A 5468-nucleotide genomic window follows, 5' to 3' on the forward strand; every position below is an offset into this window, starting at 1 on the left:
ACCCAGGGCCAGGCAGGCGAGCGCCGTGAGCACCAGCGCCGGCCAGAGGGTGTCGCCGGACAGCGCCAGTATCGCCGAGGTAATCTTCACGCCCAGCCCGGTCATCCCGAGCACACCGATCACCAGCGAGGCACAGAGAATGATCGAGCCGATCACGGCCACCTGCCGGCCGGCCAGGACCAGCGCCTCGCCGAGACGGCGGAGGAATGCGGTCACCGAGAAACGCAGCCGCGCGTCGAACAGCAGTAGCGCCGCGGCGGTGAAGATCGCGATGCTGGCCGCGTACTGCGGCGTGTTGCCGCCATGGAAGATCCGCTCCAGCAGCACCCCGAAGGGCACGACGAAGAACAGCGAGGTGATCAGCAGCGCCCGCCCGGTGGGGCGCTCGCTGGCGGCCAGGGGGCGCAGGTCGTAACGGCTGGCGAAGGCGTTGAGGCCGAACCAGACGGTCGCGAAGAACAGCAGTGCCGGCAGCACCGCTGCCCCCATGATGCGGGTGTAGGGGATGCCGGTGAGCTCCACCATCACGAACGCCCCCGCCCCCATCAGCGGCGGCATAATCTGGCCGCCCGAGGAGGCCACCGCCTCCACCGCGCCGGCCAGCGAGCGGGGATAGCCGAGGCGGATCATCGAGGGGATGGTCACCGACCCCGTCGACGCCACATTGGCCGAGGCGGAGCCGGATATCGAGCCGAGCAGCGCCGAGGAGACCACCGACACCTTCGCCGCGCCACCGCGCAGGCGCCCGGCCACCGCGCTCGCCAGGTTCATGAAGCCCTGGCCGGCCTCGCCGGCGTTGATCACCGCGCCGAAGATCACGAAGATCGCGACCACGCCCACGCTCACGCCGGTGAGCGAGCCCCAGAGCCCGCCCTCGGCGATCGTCAGCCCACCCACCACGCTGCCCAGGGGCAGGTCCGGATGCCCATACGCCCCGGGGATATAGTGCCCCAGCACCGCATAGAGCAGCGCCAGCGCCGCCACCGCGGGCAGCGGCCAGCCGATCGCGCGGCGGGCCGTCTCCAGCGCCAGCAGCAGCAGGAACACGCCCAGCGCCATCTGGAACGGCCCCTCGATGAAGCCGTACTGATCCAGCAACGCGGACTCGTTGAGCACGATATAACCGCAGGCCGCCACGCCGGCGACCGTGAGCACCCAACCGCTCCAGCGCTGGCGGCGGTTCGAGGCCGCATACACCAGGACCCACGGCAGCACCAGGGCCATGTGGATGGGCCGGGCGATGAGCGCGGGCGCGAGGCCGTAGAAGATCAGCCCCAGGTGGAAGGCCACCGAGACCGCCCCCAGGGCGATCCACCCGGCCCGCACCCCGCCGCCGGCGGCTTGCGTGTCGTTCTCCACTTCCGGCGGTCAGCCGATCAGCGCAGCCGCTCCGGCACCTCGATCCCGGCCTCGTCGTAGTAACGCAACGCCCCCGGATGGAGCTTGCCGGTCATATTGCCGATCATCTCCGGGGTGATGCCCGCCCACCAGCCGGACTCGTCGGCCATGGCCTCGCGGCGCTCCCAGAAGGTGCGGGTGAGCGTGTAGGCGGTCTCCTCGTCCATGCCCGTGGTGGTGTAGGCGATCACCGGCAGGGAGGTGGTCTCCACGTCCTCGTCGATGCCCGCGTAGGTGCCCGCCGGTATGGTCTGGTGGGCCGCACCGGTGCGCTCGATCTGCTCCGGGGTCAGCGAGACCAGGCTGATGTCCAGGCTCGCCGCGGTCTCGATCACGTTGGGCGTGGGGAAGGAGCTGGCGGTGACGAAGCCGTCGATCTGGCCGTTCTTGAGCGCGTCCGGCCCACTGCCGATATCCGCGTCGGCAATGCGGACGTCGTCGGTGAGCTCGAACAGCTCGAGGTAGCGCTGCGCCTCCCGGGCCCCGAAGCTGCCGCGGCCGATAAGGATGTGCCTGCCGGCGAGGTCCTTCAGGCCGATGACGCCATCGCCCCCCTTCACCACCCAGTGCATGGTGATCGCCGGAATCGGGAACAGCCCGCGGATCTTGCCGAACGCCGAGGCCGGCCGGCCCTCGAACGGCCCCTTGCCCGCCATCGCCTTGGTCACCAGCGACGGCGGCGTGGTGAACACGTAATTGCCACCGCGGCGCATCACCGCCATGACGTTCTGCACCGAGCCCTGGCTCTCCTCCAGCGTCACGGTAACCGCGCCGTCGGTACCGGCCTTGATGGCCTCGGAGAGCTCCACGCCCATCTGGTAGTAGGCCGTACCGGCGGCGGCGGACTTGTAGGTCACCCGGGTCTGCTGGGCCAGGGCCGGCAGGGCGGCCACGCCGGCGACGAACACCGTGATCGCCGCGAGGGTAAGGCGCCTGAACTTACGCATCGATCTCTCCCGTTAACATTATCGTTCGGAGTGGGTCGGCCGCTGATTCTGCCGCCGCCCCGCGCAGCGCTCAACCGCCGCGGCGGACATGAAGGCGCGCCGGGAAGCGGTTACCATGCCGGAATCATCGAGTCACCCCGGCGGATCAGGGAGAACGAATGCCGTCGCTGCAACACATCGTCCGCCTGGTCCTGGACATCTGCCTGCTGCGGCGCGGCCCCCAGGACCTGCCGGCGTCCCCGACGCTGCTGGCCGCGACCATGCTGGCCAGCGCGGTCGTGGGCTACCCGACCATGCGCGCCCTGCCGGCGGCGACCGCCACCCCCGGACTGGATGCCGCCTACGGCGTGATCGTGACCTTCGCGTTCACCTACGCTCTGCTGCACGCCTACGGCCTCGGCAACCGCTTCCTGCAAACGGCGACAGCACTCTACGCCACGGACGTGGTGGTCACCGGCCTTGCCCTCATCCTGCTCACCCTGGGCTCGGCGGGCACACCGGTCACCGCGCTGGGCCTGATCGGCCTGATCCTCTGGAACATCGCCATCATCGCGCACATCTTCCGCCACGCCCTGGATACCGTCATCGCGCTCGCCACGGTGTGGGCACTGGCGCTGGTGATCGGCTCCGGGCTGCTGCTGGAGTGGCTCCATGCCTGACGCACACCTCGACATCCTCGGCATCTGCGGCACGTTCATGGGCGGCATCGCCCTGCTCGCCCGCGAGCGCGGCTACGACGTCACCGGCGCCGACGCCGGCGTCTACCCGCCCATGAGCACCATGCTCGAGGACGCGGGCATCACCCTGCGCGAGGGCTGGGACCCGGCCGCGATGCCCGCGACGGAGGAGGTGGTTATCGGCAACGCCCTCCCCCGGGGCAATCCCAGCGTCGAGGCGGTGCTGGACGACGGCCGGGCCTACACCTCGGGGCCGGAATGGCTCGCCCGCCACATCCTCCACGACCGCTGGGTGCTGGCGGTCGCCGGCACCCACGGCAAGACCACCACCGCGAGCCTGCTCGCCTGGATCCTGGAGTACGCCGGCTACGACCCCGGCTTCCTCATCGGCGGCGTGCCCGGCAACTTCGGGCGCTCGGCACGCCTGGGCAGCGGGCCGTTCTTCGTGATCGAGGCGGACGAGTACGACACCGCGTTCTTCGACAAGCGCAGCAAGTTCGTGCACTTCCGCCCGCGCACCCTGGTGCTCAACAACCTCGAGTACGACCACGCGGACATCTTCCCGGACCTGGCCGCCATCCAGCGCCAGTTCCACCACCTGGTCCGCACCGTGCCCGGCTCCGGGCTGATCCTCGCCAACGGCGACGACGCCGCCCTCGCCGCGACCCTCGCCATGGGCTGCTGGAGCACTCAGGCCCGGTTCGGCACCGGCGCCGCCAACGACTGGCAGCTCCTCGCCGACGGCGACGGCTGGCGGCTGAACGGGGCGGACACCACCGCCTTCACGCCGCCCCTCGCCGGGACCCACAATGCCCGCAACGCCGCGGCGGCGCTGCTCGCCGCCCGCCACGTCGGCGTCCCCCTCGCCGTGGGCGCCGACGCCCTCGCCGGCTTTCAGGGCGTGCGCCGCCGCCTGGAGGTCCGCGGCGAGGCCGGCGGCGTACGCGTGATCGACGACTTCGCCCACCACCCCACCGCTATCGAGGCCACCATCGCCGCGCTGCGCACACAGCACGCCGGGCGCATCCTCGCGGTAGCCGAGCCCCGCTCCAATACCATGCGGCTCGGCGTCCACCGGGAACGCCTCGGCGCCAGCCTGAACGGGGCGGACGCCGCCTTCGTACTCCGCCCGGAGGGACTGGAGTGGGATCTCGACGCCGCGCTCGCACCCCTGGGGGAACGGGCGCACGCCGGTGACGACGTCGACGCCCTGGTCGCCGCCGTCACCGCCGAGGCACGCCCCGGCGACGCCGTGCTGGTGATGAGCAACGGCGGATTCGGGGGCATCCACGAGCGGCTGCTGGCCGCCCTCGCCGACCGAGCGGAGCACCGCGCATGATCGACGACGCCGTCACCGTCGCCATCACCGGGGCCTCCGGGGGGATCTACGGCCTGCGACTGGTCCAGGCCCTGCGCCAGGCCGGCGAGCGGGTCTATCTGCTCATCTCCGAGGCCGGGCGGCTGGTGCTCAAGATGGAGGAGGACCTGGCCCTGCCCGGGCGCAGCAGCGACGTCGGCGCGGTGCTCAGTGAGCACCTCGGCGTCGACGCGGACGGCTTGACCGTCTTCAGCGCCCGGCAGTGGACCGCCCCGGTCGCCTCCGGCTCCGGCGCGCCGCGGCGCATGGTGGTCTGCCCGTGCACCACCGGCAGCCTCGCCCGCATCGCCGCCGGCACCAGCGACGGGCTCATCGAGCGTGCCGCGGACGTCGTGCTCAAGGAGCGTGGCCGACTCGTGCTCGTGCCCCGGGAGACCCCGTTTTCCGAGATCCACCTGGAAAACATGCTCCGGCTGACCCGCATGGGCGCCGTCATGCTCCCGGCAAACCCGGCCTTCTACCATCGCCCCCAGGACGTCGACGCCCTCGTCGACTTCGTCGTCGCCCGCGTCCTCGACCAGCTCGGGGTCGACAATGCCCTCGGCCCGCGCTGGGGACAGGACGGCACGTAGCGGGGATGTCGCACACGGCCCGGGGCCGTGCACGACCTACACGGGTCCGGCCGTAAGCAGGTTGCTCGAAGGCGACCGGGGTTCCTCGGGGAGCGGGCGCGGTTGCCGGTGGACGGAGACCGGAATCGGCCATTCGCGTGGATCGGGCACCGCACACGTGTGCCCCCGCCCTGCCGACAGGCACCCGGCACACGAACGCTGCCCGGGCATGCCGGAGGACACCACCGCCGCTGTCGGTTACCGGGAGCGACAGAGCCGCCGGGCTCACGGCTGCTCAGCGACACGTACGTCTCCGGGGCGCACCCCACAAGGCAACACCGACCCTGATACCGGCGGGACCCTTTTTCCGGGCGCACCATCAAGAGCGCTCAAAATCAACCAGTTAACGCCCCACCAGAAAAAAGGGTCCATCCGGTCTCCGGCGCACTTGTCCGTTGACAATCAACCCGTTACCGCCGGATAGTCCTAGTTCGCTGCCGCGTAGGCAGCTCAGAAA

At 71.0% G+C, this 5468-nt stretch carries 5 protein-coding genes; 3 read left to right on the top strand and 2 right to left on the bottom strand.

What is annotated here, in order from left to right:
* Together G7A99_RS06775 and G7A99_RS06780 are read right to left on the bottom strand one after the other, a co-directional pair.
* On the bottom strand, nucleotides 1-1359 hold a 1359-nt coding region (locus G7A99_RS06775; RefSeq protein WP_240466147.1), incomplete at its 3' end, for a TRAP transporter fused permease subunit.
* 17 nt (nucleotides 1360-1376) lie between these two features.
* On the bottom strand, nucleotides 1377-2345 hold the full coding sequence (locus G7A99_RS06780) for a TAXI family TRAP transporter solute-binding subunit (protein ID WP_163139281.1): 969 nt from the start codon (nucleotides 2343-2345) through the stop codon (nucleotides 1377-1379).
* Between the two features lie 158 nt (nucleotides 2346-2503).
* On the opposite strand from G7A99_RS06780, the gene G7A99_RS06785 reads away from it, so the two are divergent.
* From G7A99_RS06785 to G7A99_RS06795, 3 genes are read left to right on the top strand one after another with little or no spacing between them, the layout of a single operon-like run.
* Nucleotides 2504-3004, top strand: a complete 501-nt coding sequence (locus G7A99_RS06785; RefSeq protein ID WP_018719574.1) for a hypothetical protein — start codon at nucleotides 2504-2506, stop codon at nucleotides 3002-3004.
* The gene (gene mpl / locus G7A99_RS06790) at nucleotides 2997-4361 is read left to right on the top strand and encodes a UDP-N-acetylmuramate:L-alanyl-gamma-D-glutamyl-meso-diaminopimelate ligase (RefSeq protein WP_163139282.1); all 1365 of its coding nucleotides are present in this window, start codon (nucleotides 2997-2999) and stop codon (nucleotides 4359-4361) included. Before G7A99_RS06785 ends, mpl begins: the two co-directional genes overlap by 8 nt.
* Nucleotides 4358-4972, top strand: coding sequence for a UbiX family flavin prenyltransferase (locus tag G7A99_RS06795; RefSeq protein WP_018719572.1), 615 nt, complete (start codon nucleotides 4358-4360; stop codon nucleotides 4970-4972). The genes mpl and G7A99_RS06795 overlap by 4 nt, the downstream gene beginning before the upstream one ends.
* The last annotated feature ends 496 nt before the right edge of the window (nucleotides 4973-5468 follow it).

Source organism: Arhodomonas sp. KWT (assembly GCF_010993615.1).